Annotated in this window: 22 protein-coding genes; 9 read left to right on the top strand and 13 right to left on the bottom strand. The window is 55.8% G+C overall.

What is annotated here, in order from left to right; all coding sequences use genetic code 11:
- Positions 1-596 precede the first annotated feature (596 nt).
- Together alaA and yfbR are read left to right on the top strand one after the other, a co-directional pair.
- Positions 597-1811 carry an alanine transaminase AlaA gene (gene alaA / locus ACMWJS_RS10700; protein WP_008500204.1) on the top strand — a complete coding sequence of 405 codons (1215 nt, stop codon included), beginning with the start codon at positions 597-599 and terminating at the stop codon, positions 1809-1811.
- Between the two features lie 118 nt (positions 1812-1929).
- The gene (gene yfbR, locus ACMWJS_RS10695) at positions 1930-2529 is read left to right on the top strand and encodes a 5'-deoxynucleotidase (protein WP_008503531.1); all 600 of its coding nucleotides are present in this window, start codon (positions 1930-1932) and stop codon (positions 2527-2529) included.
- 80 nt (positions 2530-2609) lie between these two features.
- On the opposite strand, the gene ACMWJS_RS10690 is transcribed toward yfbR, so the two are convergent.
- The 4 genes from ACMWJS_RS10690 to yfbV form a co-directional block, all read right to left on the bottom strand.
- Positions 2610-4442, bottom strand: a complete 1833-nt coding sequence (locus ACMWJS_RS10690) for an SLC13 family permease (protein ID WP_023344589.1) — start codon at positions 4440-4442, stop codon at positions 2610-2612.
- A gap of 75 nt (positions 4443-4517) precedes the next feature.
- On the bottom strand, positions 4518-5177 hold the full coding sequence (locus ACMWJS_RS10685; RefSeq protein ID WP_045908726.1) for a sugar phosphatase: 660 nt from the start codon (positions 5175-5177) through the stop codon (positions 4518-4520).
- An 11-nt stretch (positions 5178-5188) separates the two neighbouring features.
- Positions 5189-5683 (bottom strand): YfbU family protein, encoded by a 495-nt coding sequence (locus ACMWJS_RS10680; protein ID WP_008502874.1) that lies wholly within the window; start codon positions 5681-5683, stop codon positions 5189-5191.
- 91 nt (positions 5684-5774) lie between these two features.
- Positions 5775-6230 (bottom strand): terminus macrodomain insulation protein YfbV, encoded by a 456-nt coding sequence (gene yfbV / locus ACMWJS_RS10675; protein ID WP_008502875.1) that lies wholly within the window; start codon positions 6228-6230, stop codon positions 5775-5777.
- A gap of 337 nt (positions 6231-6567) precedes the next feature.
- Between yfbV and ackA the strand changes: the two genes are divergently transcribed.
- Together ackA and pta are read left to right on the top strand one after the other, a co-directional pair.
- Positions 6568-7770 carry an acetate kinase gene (gene ackA, locus ACMWJS_RS10670; protein ID WP_045334289.1) on the top strand — a complete coding sequence of 401 codons (1203 nt, stop codon included), beginning with the start codon at positions 6568-6570 and terminating at the stop codon, positions 7768-7770.
- 76 nt (positions 7771-7846) lie between these two features.
- Complete coding sequence (pta, locus tag ACMWJS_RS10665; protein WP_414747042.1) at positions 7847-9988, top strand: phosphate acetyltransferase; 2142 nt, start codon at positions 7847-7849, stop codon at positions 9986-9988.
- 117 nt (positions 9989-10105) lie between these two features.
- Here the strand turns inward: pta and ACMWJS_RS10660 are convergent, their stop codons facing one another.
- From ACMWJS_RS10660 to ACMWJS_RS10640, 5 genes are all read right to left on the bottom strand, one after another.
- Positions 10106-11059 carry a transketolase family protein gene (locus ACMWJS_RS10660; RefSeq protein ID WP_414747041.1) on the bottom strand — a complete coding sequence of 318 codons (954 nt, stop codon included), beginning with the start codon at positions 11057-11059 and terminating at the stop codon, positions 10106-10108.
- On the bottom strand, positions 11052-11882 hold the full coding sequence (locus ACMWJS_RS10655; protein ID WP_414747040.1) for a transketolase: 831 nt from the start codon (positions 11880-11882) through the stop codon (positions 11052-11054). The genes ACMWJS_RS10660 and ACMWJS_RS10655 overlap by 8 nt, the downstream gene beginning before the upstream one ends.
- Positions 11879-13270, bottom strand: a complete 1392-nt coding sequence (locus ACMWJS_RS10650) for a PTS ascorbate transporter subunit IIC (protein ID WP_023617386.1) — start codon at positions 13268-13270, stop codon at positions 11879-11881. The genes ACMWJS_RS10655 and ACMWJS_RS10650 overlap by 4 nt, the downstream gene beginning before the upstream one ends.
- Positions 13271-13291: 21 nt before the next feature.
- Positions 13292-13564, bottom strand: a complete 273-nt coding sequence (locus tag ACMWJS_RS10645) for a PTS sugar transporter subunit IIB (RefSeq protein ID WP_024908960.1) — start codon at positions 13562-13564, stop codon at positions 13292-13294.
- Positions 13565-13644: 80 nt separating this feature from the next.
- A complete protein-coding gene (locus ACMWJS_RS10640) occupies positions 13645-14088 on the bottom strand; it encodes a PTS sugar transporter subunit IIA (RefSeq protein ID WP_063622171.1) in 444 nt (147 codons plus the stop codon).
- A gap of 234 nt (positions 14089-14322) precedes the next feature.
- Here ACMWJS_RS10640 and ACMWJS_RS10635 point away from each other — a divergent pair, with 234 nt between their 5' ends.
- Positions 14323-15342, top strand: a complete 1020-nt coding sequence (locus ACMWJS_RS10635) for a LacI family DNA-binding transcriptional regulator (protein WP_024908958.1) — start codon at positions 14323-14325, stop codon at positions 15340-15342.
- Between the two features lie 3 nt (positions 15343-15345).
- Here the strand turns inward: ACMWJS_RS10635 and yfcD are convergent, their stop codons facing one another.
- The 3 genes from yfcD to yfcF are packed head-to-tail and all read right to left on the bottom strand — an operon-like array spanning position 15346 to position 17208.
- Positions 15346-15900: an NUDIX hydrolase YfcD gene (gene yfcD, locus ACMWJS_RS10630; RefSeq protein ID WP_025757169.1), complete on the bottom strand. Its 555-nt coding sequence runs from the start codon at positions 15898-15900 to the stop codon at positions 15346-15348.
- A gap of 55 nt (positions 15901-15955) precedes the next feature.
- On the bottom strand, positions 15956-16507 hold the full coding sequence (gene yfcE, locus ACMWJS_RS10625) for a phosphodiesterase (RefSeq protein WP_063622172.1): 552 nt from the start codon (positions 16505-16507) through the stop codon (positions 15956-15958).
- Between the two features lie 56 nt (positions 16508-16563).
- A complete protein-coding gene (yfcF, locus tag ACMWJS_RS10620) occupies positions 16564-17208 on the bottom strand; it encodes a glutathione transferase (RefSeq protein WP_414747039.1) in 645 nt (214 codons plus the stop codon).
- A 140-nt stretch (positions 17209-17348) separates the two neighbouring features.
- Between yfcF and yfcG the strand changes: the two genes are divergently transcribed.
- From yfcG to ACMWJS_RS10600, 4 genes are all read left to right on the top strand, one after another.
- Positions 17349-17978, top strand: a complete 630-nt coding sequence (gene yfcG, locus ACMWJS_RS10615) for a GSH-dependent disulfide bond oxidoreductase (RefSeq protein ID WP_032646621.1) — start codon at positions 17349-17351, stop codon at positions 17976-17978.
- 75 nt (positions 17979-18053) lie between these two features.
- Complete coding sequence (folX, locus tag ACMWJS_RS10610) at positions 18054-18422, top strand: dihydroneopterin triphosphate 2'-epimerase (protein ID WP_023616057.1); 369 nt, start codon at positions 18054-18056, stop codon at positions 18420-18422.
- Between the two features lie 13 nt (positions 18423-18435).
- Positions 18436-19329 (top strand): TIGR01777 family oxidoreductase, encoded by an 894-nt coding sequence (locus ACMWJS_RS10605; protein ID WP_045908733.1) that lies wholly within the window; start codon positions 18436-18438, stop codon positions 19327-19329.
- 44 nt (positions 19330-19373) lie between these two features.
- Positions 19374-19925, top strand: coding sequence for a GNAT family N-acetyltransferase (locus ACMWJS_RS10600; RefSeq protein ID WP_414747038.1), 552 nt, complete (start codon positions 19374-19376; stop codon positions 19923-19925).
- A 56-nt stretch (positions 19926-19981) separates the two neighbouring features.
- Here ACMWJS_RS10600 and hisP read toward each other — a convergent pair whose 3' ends face one another.
- A complete protein-coding gene (gene hisP / locus ACMWJS_RS10595) occupies positions 19982-20755 on the bottom strand; it encodes a histidine ABC transporter ATP-binding protein HisP (RefSeq protein WP_045908735.1) in 774 nt (257 codons plus the stop codon).
- Between the last annotated feature and the right edge of the window lies 1 nt (position 20756).

The following is a 20756-nucleotide window of genomic DNA, read 5'->3' as shown; positions in this document are numbered from 1 at the left end:
CGGAAAACCAGGGTCAGATATACAAAAAACGTGCATCTGCCCTCTGCTTTCCTGGAAGACATCTTAACCCAAATCCACTTTATTTATAAGTCTTATTGCAATATTAAGGATTAAAGAAGAATGTTAAGCTTCTAAACTAATTTTATTAAAATTAACTAAAGTTGCATTTTATAGGTTAATAATAAATAAATTTTAATTTAGATTAAGACCATTCATTAATGGCACTTAACATTAATTTCACATGGGTAACTTTTATCCACAGTATGCTATTACAGAAACAGGTATCAAGCATTCAGGTTTTACGAAAAGTCACTCAGGGTGACTGCCACCGCTGTCAAGCTCACCACTTATTTTTAACAGCACATTATACAGTATTTTGGTAAATGAATAGCACATTTAACCTAAGCTCTCGCTATGCGCACAACTTTAAGACAGTGAAAAAGCGTACGCACAGCGAAAAAGATTCATCAAAAATTTGCACCCCGCACAAAATCTTCTACTGCACACCCTTCAAAACGAAGCGAGGGGGGAGTACATTATTCCGTGCTGACTTCCACGGCAGGGAGCGGCGATAATAGCGAAAAGGTTAAAGGTTCATGTCCCCTATCGAAAAATCCAGCAAGCTAGATAACGTCTGTTATGACATCCGCGGCCCGGTTCTGAAAGAGGCAAAACGCCTTGAAGAAGAAGGCAACAAGGTTCTGAAACTCAACATTGGTAACCCTGCGCCATTTGGTTTTGAAGCGCCGGATGAAATTCTGGTTGATGTGATCCGCAACCTTCCCACTGCACAAGGCTATTGCGATTCAAAAGGACTTTACTCCGCACGTAAAGCCATCATGCAGCACTACCAGGCACGTGGTATGCGCGATGTTACCGTTGAAGATATCTATATCGGCAACGGCGTCTCCGAACTGATTGTGCAAGCCATGCAGGCCCTGCTGAACAGCGGGGACGAAATGCTGGTCCCTGCGCCGGACTATCCGCTGTGGACGGCTGCCGTGTCGCTATCCAGTGGTAAAGCGGTGCACTATCTGTGCGACGAATCCTCTGACTGGTTCCCGGACCTGGACGATATTCGCGCAAAAATTACGCCCCGCACGCGCGGTATCGTCATTATTAACCCGAACAACCCGACGGGCGCGGTCTACTCAAAAGAGCTGCTGATGGAGATCGTCGAGCTGGCGCGTCAGCACAACCTGATCATCTTCGCCGACGAAATTTACGACAAGATCCTGTACGACGCGGCGCAGCACCACTCCATCGCCGCGCTGGCCCCGGACCTGCTGACCGTCACCTTTAACGGCCTGTCCAAAACCTACCGCGTGGCCGGTTTCCGTCAGGGCTGGATGGTGTTAAACGGTCCGAAAAAACACGCCAAAGGCTATATTGAAGGGCTGGAGATGCTGGCCTCCATGCGTTTATGCGCCAACGTTCCGGCACAGCACGCGATCCAGACCGCGCTCGGCGGCTATCAGAGCATTAGCGAGTTTATCGTGCCCGGTGGTCGCCTGTACGAACAGCGTAACCGCGCGTGGGAGCTGATCAACGATATCCCGGGCGTCTCCTGCGTGAAGCCGAACGGGGCGCTCTATATGTTCCCGAAAATTGACGCGAAGCGCTTCAATATTCACGACGACCAGAAAATGGTGCTCGATTTCCTGCTGCAGGAAAAAGTGCTGCTGGTTCAGGGGACGGCGTTTAACTGGCCGTGGCCGGATCACGTGCGTATCGTGACGCTGCCGCGCGAAGATGACCTCGAAATGGCCATCAGCCGCTTCGGGCGCTTCCTCTCCGGATACCATCAGTAACATTGCCTTTCGGCCGGGTGGCGCTTCGCTTACCCGGCCTACACAATCCGCAAATTTGCATCTTGCCTCCCCTCCCCGCACAATGAACGCCTGTCGCAGTGAAGACAAAAGGTAACCTATGAGTCAGAGTCATTTCTTTGCCCACCTCTCCCGCCTGAAACTCATCAACCGCTGGCCGCTGATGCGCAATGTCCGCACGGAAAATGTGTCAGAGCACAGCCTGCAGGTTGCGATGGTCGCTCACGCGCTGGCCGCCATTAAAAACCGCAAATTCAACGGTCAGGTCAATCCAGAGCGCATCGCCCTGCTGGCGATGTACCACGATGCGTCAGAAGTGCTGACTGGGGATCTGCCTACGCCGGTGAAATATTTCAACTCGCAAATTGCGCAGGAATATAAGGCCATTGAAAAAATTGCCCAGCAGAAGCTGATTGAGATGGTGCCCGAAGAACTGCGTGATATCTTCGAGCCGCTTATCAACGAGCATCAGTACACGGAAGATGAAAAGTCGCTGGTCAAACAGGCCGACGCGCTGTGTGCCTATCTGAAGTGTCTCGAAGAATTGTCCGCAGGGAATAACGAATTCCTGCTGGCGAAAACGCGCCTGGAAAAAACGCTGGAATCCCGCCGCAGCGAAGAGATGGATTACTTTATGCAGGTGTTTGTACCGAGCTTCCATTTATCGCTGGATGAGATCAGCCAGGATTCGCCACTCTGATTTTCGCCCAGCGGCGCTGCGCTTGCAGGGCCTACGGGGTTGTAGGCCGGGTAAGGCGTAGCTGCCACCCGGCAAAATGCTCAGAACGGAAACAGAACCGGTATCAGTACCACGCATACCACCATCACCAGCACGGTGAACGGCACGCCCAGCTTCACGAAATCGCTGAATCGATAGTTCCCCGGTCCCAGCACCAGCGTGTTTACCGGTGAAGAGACCGGTGTCATAAATGCCGCGGAAGCGGCCATCGCCACCATCATCGCAAACGGATACGGCGACACGCCCATGGACTTCGCCATCGCCAGCGCGATAGGCGCCATCAGTACCGCCGTCGCGGTGTTCGAGATAAACAGGCCGATGGTGGCGCACATGATAAACAGGCAGACCATCATCATGTACGGCCCATACCCGCCGCCCACGTCCATTAAGCCTTTAACGATCAGATCTACCCCGCCGGTTTTTTGCAGCGCCAGGGCGAAGGGCATCATCCCGACAATGAGAATGATGCTCGGCCAGTGAATGGCTTTATAGGCGCTTTCGGCGTCAATGCAGCGGAATTTGCCCATCAACAGGCAGGCGATGATTGCGGCGACCGGATTGGGGATCTCATCGGTCAGCATCAGCGCCACCATCAGCACCAGACAAAAAATCGCGTGTGGCGCCTGGCTGTGCGCTGGCGATGCGTCGCTCTCCTCAACAGGCATGTTGAGCACCACAAAATCACGCCCTTTTTGTCCGAGCTGGCTAATGAGCTTCCAGTTACCGACGACGAGAAAAATATCGCCCAGCAGGATCGGCTCATCCACCACCGCCCCTTCCATCGCTACACCATCGCGCTTCAGCCCCACGACGTTCAGGCCATAGCGGGTACGGAACCCCATCTCCCGCACGGTTTTACCCAGTAGTTCCGATTCCGGGATCAGCGACACCTCGGCCATGCCGACATCCAGCGCCTGATCGGAGAAATACTCCCCGCGTAACACCATCGGCTCCAGCAGCTGTTCGCTGCAGAACTCGCGCAGGTCCACATCCGCGGTGGACATATCAATCAGCAGGACGTCACGGGCGCGGAATTCCGACACCCCGTTGACGTTGACGATCACCCGACGAAACCGCCGCCAGCGCTCTACGCCGATCACGTTCGCGCCATAGCGCTCACGCAGCTTCAGGTCATCCAGCCGCTGTCCCACCATCGGCGAGCCGGGGCGAATAGCCAGACGGCGTGCGCGCCCGGTAAGGCGGTACTCCTTAATCAAATCGCGGAAGGTGCGTCGCTTCCATCCTTCTTTGTTTTTGTCCTGTTTTTCACCCTTCAGGGCGAACCGGGTCAGCAGCATGTAGACCACGCCCATGACCAGAATGACCAGCCCAAGCGGGGTGACGCTGAAAAAGCTGAAGCCCTCAAATCCTTCCCGGATCAGTTCGCTGTTAACGACCAGGTTCGGCGGCGTGGCCACCAGCGTCATCATCCCGCTGATCAAACCGGCAAAACTCAGGGGCATCATCAGGCGCGACGGCGAGCTCTGCATCCGCATGGAAACACTCAACACCACCGGGATAAAGATGGCGACCACGCCCGTGGAGCTCATAAACGCCCCCAGTCCGGCGACGGTCACCATCAGGTAGATCAGCATTTTAGTTTCGCTGCTGCCCGCCACCTTCACCAGCCACGACCCCATGATGGTCGCCACGCCGGTGCGCACCAGCCCATCCCCGATGATAAACAGGGCAGCAATCAGGATAACGTTGGGATCGCTAAATCCGGAGAAGGCTTCCGGCAGCGTCAGCGTTCCGCTCAACACAAACGCGACGATGACAAACAGGGCGACGGCGTCCATGCGTACCTTGCCCGTGGCAAAAAGAATGATGGCGATTAAAAGCAGGCTCAGGACCCAAATCAGTTCACCGTTCACAACCTATCCTTGTCAGTGGAAGATGAGGAATTTTGCCATAAAAAAGCCCCAGCAATGTGGGGCCATATCATGGGATTACACTTTTAGCGAGACGGTTACAACTCCGTCAGAGGCTTTTGAAACAGACAGCGCCGTCAGGGAATCCAGCACCAAATCTGCCTCCTCCAGTCGGGGAGAACCGGCCGGAACGTTAACGGCGATGACGTGGCTCCCTGCGTTCAACCCGGCCAGTACGCCAGCCGCCGCATCTTCCACCACCACGCACTCTGCAGGATCGAGGCCCAGCAGTTCAGCGCCCAGTAAAAATGCGTCAGGCTCCGGTTTACCCCGCTTCACGCGCTCCGCCGTGATAAACACGTCCGGCGTCGGCAACCCTGCCGCCTTGTGTCGGGCGTGGGCAACCGGCACGGAACCGGAGGTGACGATAGCCCACGGGATCTGCGCCTCGTTCAGATGCTCAAGCAGTTCGCGCGCGCCCGGTAACGCGGTGATGCCGTCCGTATCGGTGGCTTCAATGTGTTCCAGGTATTTGAACTCCGCCTGAATGTCGTCCTCAGAGCGTCCGGCCAGGAAGTGCCGTAGCGAGGTGATGGCCTGTTTGCCATGGATAAAATTCAGCACGTCCTGATGATCGATGCCATGTCTGTCAGCCCAATGGCACCAGGAACGTTCCACAACCGGCAGCGAATCCACCAGCGTACCGTCCAGATCAAACAGAAAACCTCTACACTGCACACGCACCTCCGTCAGGCATTAATGATTTGTTGAATTTCGTTGCTGCTTAAATGGTACTGACGCGGGCAGGCATGCCACGCGCTCAGCATGCGCTGATATTTATCCCACATCGGGGTCTGCGCGTTGAAGCCGTGGGTACCCGCGTCAAAGTGGGTATAACGCCCTTCCGTATTCACCATAAAGCGAACATAGCTCAGATAACGCGCTTCCGTTGCGGCATCAAAGCCTAAGAAGGTGACGCGGCGCTCGTCAATGGACTGTTGATCTTTGAGATTCGTCCAGGAAACGTGCAGGGCGTGATACATCTCCATAATGTCGATCACGATGCGACAGGTTTCTTCTTTCAGCTCGCCAAACTCGCGGTCCAGTTCGCGCATTTGCAGACCAAAGCCGCGTTCGACGATGGTTTGCAGGCGGCTGTAGCGCGCAGCGTTATCGGGATCAAGCATAGTCATCATCTTGTACTGGTTGGACAAAATCAGACGTTGAGCATGGGTCATTTCCATCTTTCGACTCCTGTAGCGCATTGCACTTAAAAAAAAGACACGGTAACTGATTGTTACTGTGCCCTCTTTTCGTCGTCGTTTCGATGATCAATCACAAATCATCGAGGAATGTTTTATCCAGTTGCTTAAAAGCACGCTTTAACGTGTCCGCCAGCGCCTGGTAATCCGGCTTGCCTTCCACCGGGGCGAGCGCCTGACCGGCCTCTTCCAGCTTACCGCGCACTTCATAAAACCAGTGTAAAATAGAAGGAGGAAGTGGCGTGATGGACCGTTTACCTAGCCACCACAGGCCCTGCATCGGCAGGCTTAATGCGAAGAGCGCCGTGGCAACGGCAGGTCCAAGCTGCCCACCCAACGCAATCTGCCAGCACAGCGTAAAGATAGCGACAGGCGGCATAAAGCGAATCGCATAGCGCGTGGCGCGGATGGTGCGATTCTCAATAAACATCGGCGCAAGGCGCTTTTCCATTGGCCACGTCTTTGCGTAATGCTGTCCCCGACGAAACAGACTAAAGAAATTTACGGACGGGTTCTCTGGTGTCGACATGGCTGTACCTCAACTTCACATATAAAAATTAAAATTTTCGTGCAAAACCACAACAAGCTATGACAACGTTCAAAATATTTTGTCATCTCTACCCCGTATCGGGTATCCTGTGCCAGCCTGATAGGGCCATAGACGAGAATCATTAGCTCGTCAAATTATTGCATATTATGCCATTGGCTGAAAATTGTGCAAAATGGCATAAAATCATAGTTATTTCTTCCATCATGCCACAATGTTCGTTTGGCATGATGTTAATCATAAATGTCCGAGTCATCATGCGTTACGCTGTTAGACTCACTGACGTTTTTTTAGCCACGTATCAATAATAGGTACTTCCATGTCGAGTAAGTTAGTACTGGTTCTGAACTGCGGTAGCTCCTCACTGAAATTCGCCATCATCGATGCGCTCAACGGTGACGAATACCTCTCTGGTTTGGCCGAATGTTTCCATCTGCCTGAAGCACGTATCAAGTGGAAGATGGACGGCAGCAAACAAGAAGCGGCTTTAGGTGCAGGCGCCGCTCACAGTGAAGCGCTGAACTTTATCGTTAACACTATTCTGGCACAAAAACCAGAACTGTCTGCTCAGCTGACTGCGATTGGTCACCGTATCGTCCACGGCGGCGAAAAATACACCAGCTCCGTCGTGATCGACGACTCTGTGATCCAGGGCATCAAAGACTCTGCCTCTTTCGCACCTCTGCACAACCCGGCTCACCTGATCGGTATCGCTGAAGCGCTGAAATCCTTCCCGAATCTGAAAGACAAAAACGTGGCCGTATTCGATACCGCGTTCCATCAGACCATGCCGGAAGAGTCTTACCTCTATGCCCTGCCATACAGCCTGTACAAAGAGCACGGCGTACGTCGTTACGGCGCGCACGGCACCAGCCACTTCTATGTGACTCAGGAAGCGGCAAAAGTGCTGAACAAGCCGGTTGAAGAGCTGAACATCATCACCTGCCACCTGGGCAACGGTGGTTCTGTATCGGCTATCCGCAATGGTAAATGTGTTGATACGTCCATGGGTCTGACCCCGCTGGAAGGTCTGGTGATGGGTACCCGTTCCGGTGACATCGACCCGGCGATCATCTTCCACCTGCACGACACCCTGGGCATGAGCGTTGACCAGATCAACAAAATGCTGACCAAAGAGTCTGGCCTGCTGGGCCTGACCGAAGTCACCAGCGACTGCCGTTACGTTGAAGACAACTACGCAGAGAAAGAAGACGCTAAACGTGCAATGGACGTTTACTGCCACCGTCTGGCGAAATACATCGGCTCTTACACTGCGCTGATGGAAGGCCGTCTGGACGCGGTTATCTTCACCGGTGGTATCGGTGAAAACGCGGCAATGGTTCGTGAACTGTCCCTGGGCAAACTGGGCGTTCTGGGCTTCGAGGTTGATCACGAGCGTAACCTGGCTGCCCGCTTCGGCAAGTCTGGCTTCATCAACAAAGAAGGCACCCGCCCTGCTCTCGTTATCCCAACTAACGAAGAACTGGTCATCGCGCAAGACGCGCACCGCCTGACTGCCTGATTCCACACCGCCAGCAATGCTGGCGGTGCTGTTTTGTAACCCGCCCCATTTGGGCGGTAACGAAAGAGGATAAACCGTGTCCCGTACTATTATGCTGATCCCTACCGGAACCAGCGTCGGCCTGACCAGCGTCAGCCTTGGCGTTATCCGTGCTATGGAACGCAAAGGCGTTCGTCTGAGCGTCTTTAAGCCAATCGCCCAGCCACGTGCCGGTGGCGATGCGCCAGACCAGACCACCACCATCGTTCGCAAGAACTCCAATCTGCCGGCGGCCGAACCGCTGAAGATGAGCCACGTTGAATCTCTGCTGTCCAGCAACCAGAAAGATGTGCTGATGGAAGAGATCATCGCCAACTACCATGCTAACGCGCAAGACGCGGAAGTGGTGCTGGTTGAAGGTCTGGTGCCAACCCGCAAACACCAGTTTGCCCAGTCTCTGAACTTCGAAATCGCGAAAACCCTGAACGCAGAGATCGTTTTCGTGATGTCTCAGGGCACTGATACCCCAGAGCAGCTGAACGAGCGTATCGAACTGACGCGCAGCAGCTTCGGCGGCGCGAAAAATACCAACATCACCGGCGTGATCGTCAACAAGCTGAACGCGCCAGTGGATGAGCAGGGCCGTACTCGCCCTGACCTGTCCGAGATCTTCGACGACTCGTCCAAAGCGAAAGTCATCAAAGTTGACCCGGCTAAGCTGCAGGAATCCAGCCCGCTTCCGGTTCTGGGCGCGGTGCCATGGAGCTTCGATCTGATTGCCACCCGTGCAATCGACATGGCGCGTCACCTGAACGCGACCGTGATTAACGAAGGCGACATCAACACCCGTCGCGTGAAGTCCGTGACCTTCTGTGCGCGTAGCATTCCGCACATGCTGGAACACTTCCGCGCAGGTTCCCTGCTGGTGACTTCCGCAGACCGTCCTGACGTTCTGGTTGCAGCCTGTCTGGCCGCAATGAACGGCGTGGAAATCGGTGCGATCCTGCTGACCGGTGCCTACGAGATGGACCCACGCGTCAGCAAGCTGTGCGAACGCGCGGTCGCTACCGGCCTGCCGGTCTTCATGGTGAACACCAACACCTGGCAGACCTCCCTGAGCCTGCAGAGCTTCAACCTGGAAGTGCCGGTTGATGACCACGAGCGTATCGAGAAAGTTCAGGAATACGTTGCAGGCTATATCAACGCAGACTGGATCGAATCCCTGACCGCGACCTCCGAGCGCAGCCGCCGTCTGTCTCCTCCAGCATTCCGTTACCAGCTGACCGAGCTGGCGCGTAAAGCGGGCAAACGCGTTGTTCTGCCAGAAGGCGACGAACCACGTACCGTTAAAGCAGCTGCTATCTGTGCAGAGCGCGGCATCGCGACCTGTGTGCTGCTGGGTAACCCGGATGAGATCAACCGCGTAGCGGCCTCTCAGGGCGTTGAGCTGGGCGCAGGCATCGAAATCGTTGACCCTGAAGTGGTTCGCGAAAGCTACGTTGCCCGTCTGGTTGAGCTGCGTAAGAGCAAAGGCATGACCGAAGCCGTTGCGCGTGAGCAGCTGGAAGACAACGTGGTGCTGGGCACGCTGATGCTGGAGCAGGACGAAGTTGACGGTCTGGTTTCCGGTGCGGTTCACACCACGGCGAACACCATCCGTCCACCGCTGCAGCTGATCAAAACTGCGCCTGGCAGCTCTCTGGTGTCTTCCGTGTTCTTCATGCTGCTGCCTGAACAGGTTTACGTTTACGGCGACTGTGCGATTAACCCGGATCCAACCGCAGAACAGCTGGCTGAGATCGCTATCCAGTCCGCAGACTCCGCGACCGCTTTCGGTATCGAGCCGCGCGTGGCGATGCTCTCCTACTCCACCGGCACCTCAGGTGCAGGTAGCGACGTAGAGAAAGTGCGTGAAGCGACCCGTATTGCGCAGGAAAAACGTCCTGATCTGATGATCGACGGCCCGCTGCAGTACGACGCCGCGGTCATGGCTGACGTTGCGAAATCCAAAGCGCCGAACTCACCGGTTGCTGGTCGCGCTACCGTGTTCATCTTCCCGGATCTGAACACCGGTAACACCACCTACAAAGCGGTACAGCGTTCTGCCGACCTGATCTCCATCGGGCCAATGCTGCAGGGCATGCGCAAACCTGTGAACGACCTGTCTCGTGGCGCACTGGTAGACGATATCGTTTACACCATCGCGCTGACGGCGATCCAGTCTTCGCAGCAGCAGTAATTGTAAGGTCTTGCCGGATGGCGCTTCGCTTATCCGGCCTACAGGACCGTAGGCCCGGTAAGCGCGAGCGCCACCGGGCAACAAAAAGGCGACCACTTAACCGGTCGCCTTTTTTATTTACAGCAGCTCGCGCGCCGCCGATACAATGTCATGTGCCGTCAGGCCATACTCTTTCTGCAGGAAATCCTGCGTCCCCACCTGGCCGTAACGCTCCTTGACGCCCACCCGCCGCATCGGCACCGGGCAGGTTTCCACCAGCACTTCCGCCACCGCCGACCCCAGCCCGTTGTGAATGCTGTGGTTTTCACAGGTCACGATGCGCCCGGTTTTCTCGGCGTAGTTTTTCACCAGCATCCGGTCGATGGGTTTCAGGGTAAACATGTCGATGACCGCCGCGCTGACACCCTCCTGCTCAAGCTGGCGCGCGGCTTCCAGCGCTTCCGACACCATGATGCCGTTGGCAATCAGAGTGATATCACTCCCCTCGCGCAGCACGTTGCCTTTTCCGATGGTGAAGGTGGAGCCCGGGGCATACACGCTCGGCGCCTGCTTACGGATGGTTCGCACACAGTAGAAGCCGTCAAGATCGATAAGCTGGCGCAGCACGTCCTCAAACATCACCGCATCAGTGACTTCCAGCACCACCGAGTGCGCCAGACCGCGTACGATGCCCATATCCTCAAACGACATATGCGTTCCGCCGTTGTGGCAGGCCGTCACACCCGCATCCGACGCTATCACTTTCACGTTGTTGCGCTGATAGTCCAGGGACATAAACAGCTGGTCAAAACAGCGGCGGCTGGCAAAGGCGGTGAAGGTGTGAACGAACGGCTTGCGTCCGGTAAGGGACAGCCCGGCGGCCGTGCCGATGACGTTAGCTTCCATAATGCCGCAGTTAATCACGTGCTGAGGATAGTCACGCGCCACGCCGTCCATCGCCATCGAGCTCATCAGGTCGGCTTCGAGCGCAATGATGTCACTTCCGGCCTCAATCTGTTTTGCCACGAAGCCAGCGTAAACTTTACGCATCTCAACGGCGTCTTTCTGTCCTGCCGGTGCAACCTTAATCATGTGAAGCCTCCAGTTGGCGAATCGTCTCGTTGAGGGCCGCTTTGCTCTCCGCGGTCAATCGCAGATGGTGTGAGTTACTGAGCTGCTCCAGATACGGCACCCCCTGGCCTTTAATGCTGTCGAGGATGACGACTAACGGACGCGCATCGGCTGCCGGGATGCGCGATGTCACTGCCAGCAGACCCGGAATGTCGTCCCCCTTCACCGTCACCACGTCAAAGCCAAAGGCGCGGAATTTTCCCTCCAGGTCAAACGCGCTGATGATCTCGTCCAGCTCGCCGTCGAGCTGCTGTTTGTTCCAGTCGACAAATACCGTCAGGTTGTTCAGGCGATGGTGGGCAATAAACTGGAACGCCTCCCAGCACTGCCCTTCGTTCAGCTCGCCGTCGCCGACGATGCAGAAGACCCGATTCGGTCGCCCGGCCAGCCTGTGCGACAGCGCCATGCCGCCTGCGATGGAAATCCCCTGCCCCAGCGAACCGGTGGTGGCATCCACGCCGCGCGTTTTCAGGCGGTCCGGGTGGCTGGGCAAGCGCGTGCCGTTCTGGTTGAGGGTACTCAGCTCTTCTGTCGGGAAGTAGCCCTTGATCGCCAGGGTACTGTAGAGCGCCGGGCCCGCATGGCCTTTCGACAGGACAAAGTAGTCTCGCTCCGGCCAGTCCGGATCCGCCGGGTCGATTTTCATCACCGCGCCGTACAGCACGGCCAGGGTTTCTACCACCGACATGCTACCCCCGTAGTGGCCAAAGCCCAGCTGCGTCAGGGATTTCAGCGTCTCAAGACGAATCTGACGCGCGAATTCGGTTATCTCTTTCTCATTCATGATTTGGCTCCGGTGTTTTCCTGCGCGTTACCGCCCGCAGGTTTGTTTTTCGCGAAGACGTTGTACGCCACCAGCAGCGCGAACAGCGCCACGACCAGCCCGGTGATGGCAAGCGGCGACAGGAAGCGCGCCAGGTTGCCGAGGACAATCCCGACCGCGCCGAAGTCGGCGTCAGAGAAGGTGGTGTTCGCAAAACCAATGGCGCCGAGTACCGGCAGCAGCAGGACCGGCAGGAAGGTAATCAGCAGGCCGTTGGCAAAGGCGCCAATCATTGCACCACGACGTCCGCCGGTGGCGTTACCGAACACGCCCGCCGTTGCGCCGGTGAAGAAGTGCGGCACCACGCCCGGGAGGATCAGCACCCAGCTGAACTGACCGCAGATGAACAACCCCACAATCCCGCCGAGGAAGCTGAACAGGAAGCCAATCAGCACCGCGTTAGGCGCATAGGGGTAGACCACCGGGCAGTCCAGCGCAGGACGCGCGTTCGGCACCAGTTTTTCCGAGAAGCCGGTAAAGGCCGGAACGATTTCCGCCAGAATCAGGCGTACGCCCTGCAGAATGATGAACACCCCCGCCGCAAAGGTGATCGCCATGATGATGGCGTAGACGAGGTAGTTCTGGCCGGCGCTGAAGGTGGCTTCGACGTACTCGCGCCCGGCGCTCACCGCCATGATCAGGTAGATAATCATCATGGTCAGGGAGATGGAGATCGAGCTGTCGCGCAGGAAGCTCAGGTTCTTCGGCAGGTTCATCTCTTCCGTTGAGCGGGATCCTTTGCCGACCTTGCTGCCAATCCAGCCGGACAGCACGTAGCCCAGCGTGCCAAAGTGGCCGAAGGCAATCTCATCGTTGCCGGTAATGCGCTTCATGTAGCGCTGCGCAATCGCCGGGAAGAAAGCCATGATCAGGCCAAGGATCAGCGACCCGGTAAAGACCAGCCCCACGCCCTCAAAGCCCGCCACCGTCAGGATCACCCCAATCATGCACGCCATATAAAACGTGTGGTGTCCGGTCAGGAAGATATACTTCAGGCGGGTAAAGCGGGCGACGATAATATTCGCCACCATTCCAAAGGCCATAATCAGCGCGGTCGCTGCACCGTATTTTTCCAGTGCAATGGACACGATCGCTTCATTGTTTGGAATAATGCCCTGGATAGTAAAGGCATGTTCAAACATACCGCCTAAGGGATTTAATGACCCGACCAGCACCGTGGCGCCGCCGCCCAGTACAATAAAGCCCAGGATGGTTTTAATGGTCCCTTTCACCACGTCGGAAAACGCTTTTTTCTGCGCAACCAGACCGATTAACGCAATTAAACCCACCAGCACCGAAGGGACTTTTAAAATATCAACAACGAAATTCAGCGTTTCAAGGATAAACATATCCACCTCGCCTTATCAGGATTATTGTCTTTCGAACCAGCCGCGCAGCTGCGCTTCAAGTTCGTTGATGTCGATGATGTTGTTGATCACCACCAGCTGGCTTTCCGGCACGCTGGCGCTGGCGGCAATGTCTTTTGCCATCACGAACAGATCGGCCGCGCCCGGCGTGGCTGAGGAGAGATCGGAGTGTTCAACCTCAGCTTCAATCTCCAGCTTTTTGAGCACCTTTTTAATATTCATTTCGACCATAAAACTACTGCCCAGGCCAGAACCGCAAATAGCCATGATTTTCATTGTTGTCCCCTTATTTTGAGTAGAGTACGCCCCATCACGCTGACGCGTAATGTTGTGAAAAACCGGATTAAAGAATTAAATCAGAAGCGGTTAATAATCGTTTTAATTTCCTCCAGGGTATTCACCTGATGCAGTTCGGCCATATCGGTATCGCTGGAAAATAACTCTGCCAGCGACGAGATCATCTCGATATGGCTATTTTTGTCGGGTGCCGCGAGCATAATAATGACGTCGACAGGGTCAAACTCACCGGCACCAAACGAGACGCCCTGTTTTAGTTTTAATAACGACAACCCCAGTCCTTTGGCGCCTTCCTCCGGCCGCGCATGCGGCATCGCCAGCCCTGGTGCCAGCACATAATAAGGTCCTAACGTGTGGTGCTGCTGGATGATGGCCGTGACGTATTCAGGCTCAATCACCTGCAAATCCAGCAGCGGCTTCGCACACAGCTCCAGCGCCTGCGGCCAGTTTTCCACGCTCTCGTGCAGCGTGATGGTTGTATCATATATCCATTTTTTGAGCACTTTTCACTCCCGCGACACGCTTAAGATGAGCAAACTTTATTCAACGCATCACTGATTGACTGCGATCGCGATCACAAAGATAGCGCTACCAATGGTTATCATGCAGAAATGTGATAGCGCTATCAAATTGCAATCACGTTGCTAAATCACAGCAAAAAAAGGGATTTAAGGCGTATACTGCCTGTCACGTGAAACGAAGGAAAATAAGAACGCGTCTGGTCAGCAGGAAGGTGTATGTCTCTAACCCGAAAACGGCGCAGTACTGGTAAAGTGACACTCGCCGATGTCGCACAGCTTGCCGGTGTGGGCACGATGACCGTGTCCCGTGCGCTTCGCACGCCCGAACAGGTTTCCGATAAACTACGAGAAAAAATTGAAGCTGCCGTGCAGGAACTGGGTTATATGCCTAATCTTGCCGCCAGTGCCCTGGCCTCGGCGTCGTCATGGACGATCGCCATGGTTGTGCCCAACCTCTCCGAAGCAGGCTGCTCTGAGATGTTCGCCGGGCTACAGCAGGTGCTGCAACCTGCCGGGTATCAGATCATGTTGGCTGAGTCCCAGCATCGTCTTGAGCAGGAAGAGAAACTGCTGGAGACGCTGCTGGCGTCGAACATTGCCGCCGCTATCCTGCTCAGCGTTGAACATACCGACACCGTTCGCCACTGGCTGAAAAACGCCTCAATTCCGGTGATGGAGATGGGTGCCATGCGCGCCGATCCGATTGATATGAATATCGGGATTGATAACGTGGCGGCCATGTATGAGCTCACGGAGATGGTCATTAAGCGCGGCTATCAAAATATTGGCCTGCTGTGTGCCAACCAGGAGCAGTGGATTTTCCAGCAGCATCTGCAGGGCTGGTACAAAGCCATGCTTCGCCACCATATGTCGCCGAACCGGGTCATTAACGCGGCGATGCCGCCGAGTTTCTCGACCGGCGCGGCGCAGCTGCCCGAGTTCCTGCTGGCCTGGCCGGAGCTGGATGCGCTGGTGTGCGTCTCTGACGAGCTGGCCTGTGGCGCGCTGTACGAGTGCCAGCGCAGGCGAATCAAAGTGCCGGACGATCTGGCGGTGGTAGGTTTTGGCGATAGCGACGTGAGCCGCGTCTGTCAGCCGCCGCTGACGACCATGGCGGTGCCGCATCGTAAGATTGGAATTGAAGCCGGGAAAGCGTTACTGGAGCGCCTGAATGGCGGAGACTGGCGCGATCAAAAGCCCATCGCGTCCAGTCTGTGTCTGAGAGAGAGTTGCTGAAGCTTACTCAGCCTCTTCCTCTTTCTCTGATTTGGTCGATTCGTTATTGGCGTTGCGGCTCATCCAGAGCGCCAGCGCTTTTAACGAATCCGGCGTGAACTCGTCGCAGCGCGCGGTAATCTCCTCCGGCGTCATCCAGTTCACTTCGCTGACTTCTTCTTCCTGCAGGGCGAACGGGCCGTGAGAGACGCAGCTAAACAGCCCGCCCCAGACGCGACAGTGTTCATCCTCGAAGTAGAACTGCCCGTGCTCGGCAAACGGCACACCGGCAATGCCTAACTCTTCTTCCGCTTCACGACGCGCGGAATCCAGCAGCACTTCATCCGCCTGGACGACGCCACCTGCAGTCGCATCCAGCATACCCGGGAGAAAATCTTTCGTGTCCGTGCGGCGCTGAACCAGAATTTTACCCATACCGTCATGCACAACGATATATGTCGCACGGTGACGCAGGCGCTCCGCACGCATTTGCTCGCGGCTGGCCTGCGCGATCACTTCATTCTCTTCGTTGACAATGTCAACCCACTCTGTACTTGCCAAATGACTCTGCTCCACCATCGGGAAACCTTCTCTTCTAAGCGCTCTTTCGGCGCGTTTGCAGTTGAGGTGTAACTTACGGATTAATCGCTACCTGCGCAATAACTTGCTGATCATTAAGTGCGATAACGCTCAGGGTATTTCCTTCCAGCATGCCGTAGCTCGCAGGATACCCGCCTTTTGGGATGCTGACCGAGCCCGGATTAAAGTGATAAATCTCACCGCGTTTTTCCGCAACCGGAATATGAGTATGACCGTAAACCAGGACATCGCCAGCCGCGAGGGCCGGAAGATTATCCGGGCTGAAAAGATGCCCGTGGGTCAGGAACAGGCGGTGTTGTTCAAGCAGCACCTGTTGCCACGGTGCGGTAAGAGGGAAATGCAGCAGCATCTGGTCCACTTCGCTGTCGCAGTTGCCGCGAACGGCAATGATGCGCGAGGCGAACTGGTTGAGTTTTTCCGCGACCTGCGCAGGGGCATAGCCCTCCGGCAGCGCGTTGCGCGGGCCGTGATTCAACACGTCGCCCAAAATAATCAGCCACTGCGCACCGCTTTGTGCAAACAGGGAAAGGACACGCTCGGTAGCGGGCAGCGATCCATGGATATCCGACGCAAACATCAGTTTCATCAGTCACTCCTCGGGAAAACAGACTGCCCCCATGATACCTGAAGCGGCAGGGCTTATCAGCCCGTGCGCTTAGCCGAGAGTGCCACATAGCGCTGCACGGAGGCACGCTGCCACTGGAACGCGGCATAATCCACCAGCAGCTGCGGCACCTCATCACCGTTGAGGATCAGGCGGTTTAACATCAACGCCAGATCGGCATCGGCAATGCACCACTCGCCAAACAGGTTTGGGTTGCCATGGGCGAGCAGCGAGGTGGCTGTTTCAATCAGCTTCTGTGCGCTTTCTGCACCTTCTGCGCTGAGGGCTGGCTTTTTCACCCCGGCAAATACAACGTCCGTGGAGCGTTCGACGCGAATCGGCACCAGATCGCTTCGCAGCCACGCCTGGATCTGCCGCGCCCCGGCGCGCTTTTGCAGATCGTGAGGATAGATACGTTCCCACTCCGGCGGGGCGAACCGATCTTCCAGATACTCATCGATCGCCGACGATTCGCTCAGGGCAAATCCATCAATCTCCAGTACCGGCACGCGTCGGGTCAGATCGTAGCCCTGCCAGTGCGGTTTAAGATGCTCACCACCGTCAAGATCAACGGTCTTCAGCGTAAAGGTGAGCCCTTTTTCGGCCAGCGCAACGTATACGCTCATAACATAGGGGGAAAAGAAGTTCGCATCGGACCACAACGTGATGACGGGCTGGTTCATAACATCCTCATAGGCTGATCGGTTTTTACTCAACATATAATCTCTTTGCCTCGCTGTCACTTGATGAAAACTCACGATTTACAACAACCACCTATACTCATTTGTCATGGCACCACTCTTCGCATGGACAGGAGTTGAGAATGATCGACCTTTATTACGCCCCTACCCCAAACGGCCATAAGATCACCCTCTTTCTTGAAGAAGCCGAGCTGGATTACAGGATCATTCGCGTGGATATCAGCAAAGGCGAACAGTTCAGCCCTCTTTTTCTGGCTATCTCGCCGAATAATAAAATCCCGGCCATTATTGATAACCAGCCAGCGGACGGGGGCAGACCGTTGAGCCTGTTTGAATCCGGTGAAATTTTGCTCTATCTGGCAGAGAAAACCGGCAAGCTGCTGAGCGGCGAGTTGCGTGAGCGTCACCATACCCTGCAGTGGCTTTTCTGGCAGGCGAGCGGGCTGGGCCCCATGCTGGGTCAAAATCATCACTTTACCGCTTACGCCCCGCAGCCCATTCCTTACGCGATAGAACGCTATCAGGTCGAGACGCAGCGGCTCTATGACGTTCTGAACCGTCGGCTGAAGAAAACGCCGTGGCTCGGGGGCGATCATTACAGTATTGCCGATATCGCCTGCTGGCCATGGGTGAATACGCATGAAAAACACCGAATTGACCTGGCCTCTTACCCGGCGGTAAACAACTGGTTCGAGCGCATCCGGACCCGCCCGGCGACCGAGCGGGCGATGCAAAAAATCCAGCAAATTTAACCCGGTATGAGGCTGGGTGCCTGTGAGGCACTCATGTATTATGAGCAGGAAATACTGACACGGAGAAGACCTGCAATGTCACAGCCAGACGCCATTATTCGTATAAAAAATTTACGCCTGCGTACCTTTATCGGTATCAAAGAGGAAGAGATCGCCAACCGTCAGGATATTGTCATTAACGTGGTGATTCACTATCCCGCAGACAAAGCGCGCGCCAGCGAAGATATCAATGACGCGCTGAACTACCGCACAATCACCAAGAACATTATCCAGTTTGTGGAGAATAACCGCTTCTCTCTGCTAGAAAAATTAACTCAGGATGTGCTCGATATCGCACGCGAACATCACTGGGTCACTTATGCTGAAGTTGAGATCGATAAACTTCACGCCCTGCGCTACGCCGATTCCGTCTCCATGACGTTAAGCTGGCGGCGCCAGGCGTAAACCTGGAGGTTGTATGAAGATTTTGCTGACCGGCGGTACAGGCCTGATTGGTCGTCACCTCATTGCGCGTCTGCAGGCCTTGCACCACGACATCACCGTGGTCACGCGCAGCCCGGAGAAAGCGCGTCAGGTACTGGGGGCGGGTGTCGATATCTGGAAAAATCTGGCCGATCAGCAAAATCTGGACGGCTTCGACGCCGTCATTAACCTCGCGGGTGAACCCATCGCCGATAAGCGCTGGACGGAAGAGCAAAAACAGCTGTTATGCAGCAGCCGGTGGAACATCACCGAAAAGCTGGTCGAGCTGATCCGCAACAGCCACACGCCGCCTTCCGTGCTGATTTCGGGTTCCGCCGTGGGCTACTACGGCGATCTTGGCGAGGTGGTGGTGACCGAGGAAGAGCCGCCCCATAACGAGTTTACCCACAAACTCTGTGCCCAGTGGGAGCGTATCGCCAGTGCGGCGCAAAGCGATCGAACCCGCGTCTGCCTGCTGCGGACCGGTGTCGTTCTGGCACCGAAAGGCGGCATTTTGGCGAAGATGCTTCCCCCTTTCAGGCTCGGACTCGGCGGCCCCATTGGTAATGGCCGTCAGTATATGGCCTGGATCCATATCGACGATATGGTCAACGGGATTCTCTGGCTGCTGGATAACGATCTGCGCGGGCCGTTCAATATGGTTGCGCCGTATCCGGTGCGTAATGAACAGTTTGCTCACGCGCTGGGGCATGCCCTGCACCGTCCGGCAATTTTGCGCGTGCCTGCCACGGTCATTCGTCTGCTGATGGGTGAAGCGTCTGTTCTGGTATTAGGCGGACAGAGAGCGCTGCCAAAACGACTGGAAGCGGCCGGGTTTGCGTTCCGCTGGTATGAATTAGAAGAGGCGCTGGGGGATGTGGTGCGGTGAATATGGTACAGTGACAGGCCATTTTCAGAAGATATGGCGTAACAATGGCAACCATCACCACACCCCGGCTTCACCTCACCCCTTTCGAACCCACTGACTGGGCCTTCTTCCGCTCGCTACGTGAAGATCGCCGCATCATGCGCTATATGGCCGCCATCGCCCCGGAAAAAGAGACCCGACGCGTGTTTGCCGCGCGACTCGCTGCTGCTCATGTGTTTGTCATTCGCGCCCGGGATGATGATACGCCGCTGGGCGATATCGGCCTGCAAATCAGCGCAGAGAATCGTGAAGAGGCGGATATCGGCTATACGGTTGTGCCTGCCGCGCAAGGGAAAGGTATCGCCAGCGAGGCGCTGCGCGCGGTGTGTGATTATGCGTTCAACCAGACCGGCGTGAAGGCGATTAACGCGTATGTGCTGGCGGACAACGGCGGGTCGGTGCGGGTGCTGGAGAAAGCCGGGTTTGTGCGTATGCAGGTGCTGGAAAAGGCGTATGAGATTGACGGCGTGCGCTATGACGACTGGGTGTACCGGCTGGAGTGTAGTGCGGCCTGTTTGCCGGGTGGCACTGCGCTTACCCGGCCTACGGTTTTGTAGGCCCGGTAAGCGAAGCGCCACCGGGCAACTGTGCTGCACTGCGGTCTGATGCCCTCTTACTTCAGGGAGCCTTTCAGGAATTGCTGCAAACGCGGACTTTGCGGGTTCGCCAGCACCTCATCCGGATGCCCCTGCTCTTCAATTTTCCCCTGATGCAGGAAAATCACGTGGTTCGAGACGTTACGGGCAAAGCCCATCTCGTGCGTCACCACCACCATCGTTTTGCCCTCTTCGGCCAGCTTCTGCATGATGCGCAGCACTTCGCCAACGAGTTCCGGGTCGAGCGCGGAGGTCGGTTCGTCGAACAGCAGCACCTCGGGCTCCATCGCCAGCGCGCGCGCGATGGAGACACGCTGCTGCTGACCGCCGGAGAGATGCACCGGGTATTTCATCTGCTGGCGTTCGTCGATGCCCACTTTTGCCAGGTATTTTACCGCGCGCTCGCGGGCTTCATGCTTGCTCAGGCCCAGCACCTGAACCGGCGCTTCCATCACGTTCTCCAGCACCGTCATGTGGCTCCAGAGGTTAAAATGCTGGAACACCATCGTCAGACGCGTACGCAGCAGACGCAGCTGGTGCTTATCGGCCACCTTCAGTTGGCCGTCTTTGTCACGCACCAGGTTGATGTTCTGCCCGCTTACCACAATCGAGCCTTCGCTCGGCTTTTCCAGGAAGTTAATGCAGCGCAGGAAGGTACTTTTACCCGAGCCGGATGAGCCGATGATACTGATCACGTCGCCCGCGTTTGCCTGCAGCGACACCCCTTTCAGCACTTCATGTTCGCCGTAGCGTTTGTGCAAATCAATAACGTTTAATTTGTTCTCAGCCATC

This window comes from Enterobacter sp. HK-058-C-ECC, from assembly GCF_047531125.1.
GTDB classification, from domain to species: Bacteria; Pseudomonadota; Gammaproteobacteria; order Enterobacterales; family Enterobacteriaceae; genus Enterobacter; species Enterobacter quasiroggenkampii.
The sequence above is the reverse complement of the archived record's forward strand: the minus strand, read 5'-3'. Positions and strand labels throughout refer to the sequence as shown.

What these genes read in the sequence shown, in the direction of transcription:
- ACMWJS_RS10650 (WP_023617386.1), bottom strand. Translation starts at nt 13,270, where the DNA reads ATGTTTATCCTTGAAACGCTGAATTTCGTTGTTGATATTTTAAAAGTC.
- ACMWJS_RS10645 (WP_024908960.1), bottom strand. Translation starts at nt 13,564, where the DNA reads ATGAAAATCATGGCTATTTGCGGTTCTGGCCTGGGCAGTAGTTTTATG.
- ackA (WP_045334289.1), top strand. Translation starts at nt 6,568, where the DNA reads ATGTCGAGTAAGTTAGTACTGGTTCTGAACTGCGGTAGCTCCTCACTG.
- ACMWJS_RS10605 (WP_045908733.1), top strand. Translation starts at nt 18,436, where the DNA reads ATGAAGATTTTGCTGACCGGCGGTACAGGCCTGATTGGTCGTCACCTC.
- folX (WP_023616057.1), top strand. Translation starts at nt 18,054, where the DNA reads ATGTCACAGCCAGACGCCATTATTCGTATAAAAAATTTACGCCTGCGT.
- ACMWJS_RS10655 (WP_414747040.1), bottom strand. Translation starts at nt 11,882, where the DNA reads ATGAATGAGAAAGAGATAACCGAATTCGCGCGTCAGATTCGTCTTGAG.
- yfbV (WP_008502875.1), bottom strand. Translation starts at nt 6,230, where the DNA reads ATGTCGACACCAGAGAACCCGTCCGTAAATTTCTTTAGTCTGTTTCGT.
- yfcF (WP_414747039.1), bottom strand. Translation starts at nt 17,208, where the DNA reads ATGAACCAGCCCGTCATCACGTTGTGGTCCGATGCGAACTTCTTTTCC.
- alaA (WP_008500204.1), top strand. Translation starts at nt 597, where the DNA reads ATGTCCCCTATCGAAAAATCCAGCAAGCTAGATAACGTCTGTTATGAC.
- yfcE (WP_063622172.1), bottom strand. Translation starts at nt 16,507, where the DNA reads ATGAAACTGATGTTTGCGTCGGATATCCATGGATCGCTGCCCGCTACC.
- ACMWJS_RS10600 (WP_414747038.1), top strand. Translation starts at nt 19,374, where the DNA reads ATGGCAACCATCACCACACCCCGGCTTCACCTCACCCCTTTCGAACCC.
- ACMWJS_RS10680 (WP_008502874.1), bottom strand. Translation starts at nt 5,683, where the DNA reads ATGGAAATGACCCATGCTCAACGTCTGATTTTGTCCAACCAGTACAAG.
- ACMWJS_RS10660 (WP_414747041.1), bottom strand. Translation starts at nt 11,059, where the DNA reads ATGATTAAGGTTGCACCGGCAGGACAGAAAGACGCCGTTGAGATGCGT.
- hisP (WP_045908735.1), bottom strand. Translation starts at nt 20,755, where the DNA reads ATGGCTGAGAACAAATTAAACGTTATTGATTTGCACAAACGCTACGGC.
- ACMWJS_RS10635 (WP_024908958.1), top strand. Translation starts at nt 14,323, where the DNA reads ATGTCTCTAACCCGAAAACGGCGCAGTACTGGTAAAGTGACACTCGCC.
- yfcD (WP_025757169.1), bottom strand. Translation starts at nt 15,900, where the DNA reads ATGGTGGAGCAGAGTCATTTGGCAAGTACAGAGTGGGTTGACATTGTC.
- yfbR (WP_008503531.1), top strand. Translation starts at nt 1,930, where the DNA reads ATGAGTCAGAGTCATTTCTTTGCCCACCTCTCCCGCCTGAAACTCATC.
- yfcG (WP_032646621.1), top strand. Translation starts at nt 17,349, where the DNA reads ATGATCGACCTTTATTACGCCCCTACCCCAAACGGCCATAAGATCACC.